The 4,507-nt window shown below is 63.3% G+C and carries 5 protein-coding genes and 1 pseudogene; 4 read left to right on the top strand and 2 right to left on the bottom strand.

The window, feature by feature from the left end; genetic code table 11:
- A partial coding sequence (locus FSO04_RS45070) for a DDE-type integrase/transposase/recombinase (RefSeq protein ID WP_233465459.1) occupies positions 1 to 264 on the top strand: 264 nt, incomplete at its 5' end.
- Here FSO04_RS45070 and FSO04_RS48155 read toward each other — a convergent pair.
- Both FSO04_RS48155 and FSO04_RS45060 read right to left on the bottom strand, forming a co-directional pair.
- Positions 223 to 513 carry a hypothetical protein gene (locus tag FSO04_RS48155; RefSeq protein WP_233465458.1) on the bottom strand — a complete coding sequence of 97 codons (291 nt, stop codon included), beginning with the start codon at positions 511 to 513 and terminating at the stop codon, positions 223 to 225. The two genes, FSO04_RS45070 and FSO04_RS48155, sit on opposite strands and share 42 nt — an antisense overlap.
- Positions 510 to 1,478, bottom strand: a complete 969-nt coding sequence (locus tag FSO04_RS45060) for a LysR family transcriptional regulator (RefSeq protein ID WP_154567859.1) — start codon at positions 1,476 to 1,478, stop codon at positions 510 to 512. The genes FSO04_RS48155 and FSO04_RS45060 overlap by 4 nt, the downstream gene beginning before the upstream one ends.
- Before the next feature lie 345 nt (positions 1,479 to 1,823).
- On the opposite strand from FSO04_RS45060, the gene FSO04_RS45055 reads away from it, so the two are divergent.
- The 3 genes and pseudogenes from FSO04_RS45055 to FSO04_RS45045 form a co-directional block, all read left to right on the top strand.
- A complete protein-coding gene (locus FSO04_RS45055) occupies positions 1,824 to 3,320 on the top strand; it encodes a UbiD family decarboxylase (protein WP_154567857.1) in 1,497 nt (498 codons plus the stop codon).
- A gap of 13 nt (positions 3,321 to 3,333) precedes the next feature.
- Positions 3,334 to 3,999 (top strand): UbiX family flavin prenyltransferase, encoded by a 666-nt coding sequence (locus tag FSO04_RS45050; RefSeq protein WP_154567855.1) that lies wholly within the window; start codon positions 3,334 to 3,336, stop codon positions 3,997 to 3,999.
- Positions 3,996 to 4,507 (top strand): annotated as a pseudogene (locus FSO04_RS45045) (xanthine dehydrogenase family protein molybdopterin-binding subunit); the annotation flags it as partial. The gene FSO04_RS45050 and the pseudogene FSO04_RS45045, both read left to right, overlap by 4 nt.

Below are 4,507 nucleotides of genomic sequence, written 5' to 3'. Positions count from 1 at the left end.
GATGGCTACGCGGCCTCGCACCGCGCGGTGCGCGAGATGAAGGCCGATGGTTTGGTGCCTGAAGACACGAAGGTCCGGTCCTCAAAATATCTGAACAACGTGATCGAACAGGACCATCGCCACATCAGGTCCAGAACGTACGTAATGCTTGGATTCAAGCGGTTCAGGAGCGCCGCGACCACAATTTCAGGTATCGAATTGACGCATCGCATTCGCAAGTGGTCAGTTCGAGCTCGCGAAGCTCGGCCTCAAGGATGCCGCTGAGCCCGCCGTATGGAATGCGTTCCTGTTCTCTCGATAAGGAATCCTATCTATATGAAACTTCTCAACCCGCTTACCTATTTGCACCAGAACCGTTACAGTTTCCTGTGTATCGGGCTGCGGCAATGGCGGCGTCGGCTTCAGCGATGCCGTCGTGGTGAAGCGGCCGATCGCAAGGCCGGTCGCGGGATCGATGCTGTCGACGGCGGGCGTGCCGGTCCATTCGCCAGCGATCCAGTGAAATGCGTTCATGCAGAGGCTTCCTTCGAGGATGACAAGCCAGGGGGTAACCGGTGCGTGCCGCCATCGGTCGGCGCCGATTCGCTCGACACTTCACGTAATTCGTCGGCGATGATGGTGATCAGCGCTTCGGCAGCAGCGCTCAACGGTCGCCGCGGATGACTGATGCGCACGATATGGCGTACGATGCGCGGCGCGAGAATCGGATAGGCGCGCAACGCCCCTCGACGCACTGCGCGCTCAACCGCGATGCGCGGCAGGATCGTCGCAAAGCGGGTGCTTTCGACGAGCTTCACGATCGTGCTCAACACATCGATTTCGAAGCGCGGCGCAAGCAGCACGTCCTCATGCTGCGCGGCCGTATCGAGCACGCCGCGCAGGCCGTGGCGCTTGGTGGGCAGCACGAGTTCGAGTTCGGGTAGTTGCGCGAGCTCGATCGCATGCGGCAGTTCGGGGCCGTGTTCGGCGCTGGTGACGAGCACCATCTCTTCATCGAGGAGCGGCTGCGAGTCGAGCGACAGGCGCGAGCGCGGCTTGTTGATCAGCGCGGCGTCGAGCTGGCCGCCCGACACCCAGTCGATGAAGGTCGCGGTGTAGCCGTCGGCGACGGTGACTTCGACATGCGGATAGCGCGCGTGAAAGCGCGACAGCGAATCAGCGAGCACGCTTTCCGTCACCGATGCGATCAGCCCGATCGACACGTGGCCCGTTACGATCTCGTCGCGCTGAACCATTTGCTGACGCGCATGCGCGAGATCGCGGATGATCGGCAGAAAGAGGCGGTACATCAGCCGTCCGGCGGCGGTGGGCGCCATGCCGTGCCCGCCACGGTCGAACAGTTGTTGATGCAGTTCTTCCTCGAGCTTGGCGATCTGCATGCTGAGCGCCGGCTGCACGATGTTCAGGCGCTTGGCGGCGCGCGTCACGGAGCCGTCCTCGAACAGCGCGATGAAATACTGGATCTGCTTCAGGTCCATGAGAGGTCCATTTGACGTCCAGATGGGGCGCCACGGGGTGCATCACGAAAGTTAATATCCGCTGTGCGGTCCATCAGGTCACTCACGAAAGCCGGCGAAAACAGCACACCGCGTGGCTATCTGAATAGCTGAGAAAGACCCTTACCGGAAGCGTTGCCTATTGATAACCGAGCGCACGAAGGGCGTCATCGGGGCTAACACTGATATCAAAACTAATGATGAAAGACATCAAAAAACAATATTAGAAGTTATAACCCGTTCTCGCTACGCTTCATTCCAACTTGCTGCATGTCCGCCCGACAGACTCGTTCCGGCGCCTGACGGCAAGCACCGATGGAGACGTAAATGGACTCACGCGATGCCGCAGGCAGCGGCACACCTCAATCTTCATGGGCGCCGCAGAGCACCGCGCCGACGCTGCGCCACTGGCTTGAACGCCTGTCGGCAACGGGCCGCGTCGCGACGATCGATCAGCCGGTTTCACTCCAACACGAACTCGCGGCAGTCGCCAAACGGCTCGACGGAGAACAAGCCGCCATTTTTCTCAAGCCCGGCGGCCACGCCATTCCGGTAGTGAGCGGCTTCATGTCGAAGCGCGCGTGGATCGCCGAAGCGATGGGCGTGCCCGAGGCCGCGCTGCTCGAACGCTTTCGCGATGCGGCCGGGCATCCTGTTGCCTGGCACGAACTGCCACGCGACGAGGCCGCGTGCCAGCAGGTCGTCCGCACGCAGGGCATCGATCTGCACGCATTGCTGCCGATCCCGACACACAGCGAGCACGACAACGGTCCCTACATCACGGCCGGCCTCGTGATTGCGCGTAATCCGCGGACCGGCATCCAGAACGTGTCGATCAACCGCATTCAGGTGCACGCCCCGGACCGCATGGCGATCCTGATGTTGCCGCGTCATCTGCTGGCGTTCTATCAGGCAGCGGAAGCGGCGGGCGACGCGCTCGACGTGGCGATCGCGATCGGCGTCGATCCGTTGACGATGCTGGCGTCGCAGGCCATTTCCCCGATCGACAAGGACGAACTGGAGATCGCCGGTGCCTTGCACGGCGCGCCGCTGCCAGTTGTCAAATGCGTGACGAACGACGTGCGTGTACCCGCATTTTCGGAAATAGTGATCGAGGGCCGCATTCTGCCCAAGGTGCGCGAGCCCGAAGGTCCGTTCGGCGAATTCCCGAAGTACTACAGCGCGCGCGAAGCGCGTGAGGTGATCGACGTGACGGCGGTCACACACCGCGAACAGCCCATCTATCACACGATTGTTCCGGCTGAAATGGAGCATCTGCTGCTCGGCGCCATTCCGCGCGAAGCAACATTGCTGGCGCATCTGCAGCGCAGCCATCCGGGCGTGAAGGACGTGGAGTTGTCGGTGGGCGGCGTGTGCCGGTATCACCTGTGGGTCCAGTTCGACAAGAAGCGCGAAGGCGAAGCGAAAAACGTGATTTTGTGCGCGTTCGGCACGCATTACGACATCAAGCAGGTGGTCGTCGTCGATACCGATGTGGACGTGCACGATCCCGCCGAAATCGAATGGGCGATCGCCACGCGCTTCCAGGCGGATCGGGATCTTGTGATTGTGGCCGGCGCACAGGGCTCGCCACTCGATCCGTCGACGACCGTCGGCCAGCCCGACGATGCGGCGCCGCACATGCAGGGTGTCAGCGCCAAGATGGGTCTCGACGCGACGCGCCCGGTCGTCTATCCGGCACATGTATTCACACGCGTACAGATTCCGGGGCAGGACAGCGTCGATCTCGACCGGCTCGTCGCCACGAGCAACGCGGCGTTCGATGCCTACCTGCACAGCGGCCAGCTGCGCGACGCGGTCTGAGCGAGGCACGGCCATGCAGTCAACGCAAACGCGTGAACGGATCGTCGTCGGCATTTCGGGTGCGAGTGGGGCAGTCATCGGCGTGCGACTGCTGGCGGCCTTGCGCCGGCTCGGCACGATCGAGACGCATCTGATCGTGTCGCCGTCGGGCGCCATTACCGCTGCGCAGGAGCTCGGTCTCACGCGTACGGACCTCGATGGTCTTGCCGACGTAGTGCACAACGTGCGCGACATCGGCGCGACGGTGGCGAGCGGCTCGTTTCTCACCGCGGGCATGGTGATCGCGCCGTGCTCGATGAAAACGCTGGCGAGCGTCGCCAACGGTTTCGCCGACAACCTGCTGACGCGCGCCGCGGACGTGATGCTCAAGGAGCGTCGTCGCCTCGTGCTCGTCGCGCGCGAAACGCCGCTCAATCTCGCCCACTTGCGCAACATGACGCTCGCCACCGAAATGGGCGCGATCGTGATGCCGCCGGTGCCCGCGTTCTATGCGCACCCTCAAACCGTCGACGACATCGTCGATCACACGGTCGGCCGGATCATGGATCTGTTCGGCATCGAGCATCGCGAGATTGCGCGCCGCTGGAGCGGTCTTGCCAGTGAGTTCAACCGACGCGACAACGACGAGGGCGACGACGCCGATGCAACCGGCACGCGCGCACAGGGAGCAGTGAAATGAATCAGCGCGATACAGTTGCCGAACTGGTAGCGGATGCACGCGCCGCTGGCGAGCCCGAAACGTCGGCTGAACGCCAGCGCCAGCGCCATGTGGGCCGCTCGATGGAACGCGTCGAAGATCCGGCGATCCTGACCGGCCGCGGACGTTACGGCGACGACATCGCCGTGAAACCCGGCACGCTGCACGCCGCGGTGTTGCGCTCGCCGCACGCCCATGCGGAACTGCGCAGCATCGACACGGACGCTGCGCTGAAACTGGCCGGCGTGCGTGCCGTGCTCACACGTGATGATCTGCCGGGCTGGTCGCGGCCGTTCGTGGTCGGCGTGAAGTCGCCGATGGAGCAGTGGGCGCTCGCGATGGACCGCGTGCGCTATGTCGGCGAACCGGTTGCCGTGGTGCTGGCCGAATCGCGTGCGCTCGCTGAAGACGCGCTCGATCTGATCAAGGTCGAGTACCAGAGGCTGCCGCCGGTGACGTCGATCGAAAACGCGATCGCCGACGATGCACC

Origin of the sequence: Paraburkholderia madseniana, assembly GCF_009690905.1 — a bacterium.
GTDB classification, from domain to species: domain Bacteria; phylum Pseudomonadota; class Gammaproteobacteria; order Burkholderiales; family Burkholderiaceae; genus Paraburkholderia; species Paraburkholderia madseniana.
The sequence above is the reverse complement of the archived record's forward strand: the minus strand, read 5'-3'. Positions and strand labels throughout refer to the sequence as shown.

What these genes read in the sequence shown, in the direction of transcription:
- FSO04_RS48155 (WP_233465458.1), bottom strand. Translation starts at nt 513, where the DNA reads ATGAACGCATTTCACTGGATCGCTGGCGAATGGACCGGCACGCCCGCC.
- FSO04_RS45050 (WP_154567855.1), top strand. Translation starts at nt 3,334, where the DNA reads ATGCAGTCAACGCAAACGCGTGAACGGATCGTCGTCGGCATTTCGGGT.
- FSO04_RS45060 (WP_154567859.1), bottom strand. Translation starts at nt 1,478, where the DNA reads ATGGACCTGAAGCAGATCCAGTATTTCATCGCGCTGTTCGAGGACGGC.
- FSO04_RS45055 (WP_154567857.1), top strand. Translation starts at nt 1,824, where the DNA reads ATGGACTCACGCGATGCCGCAGGCAGCGGCACACCTCAATCTTCATGG.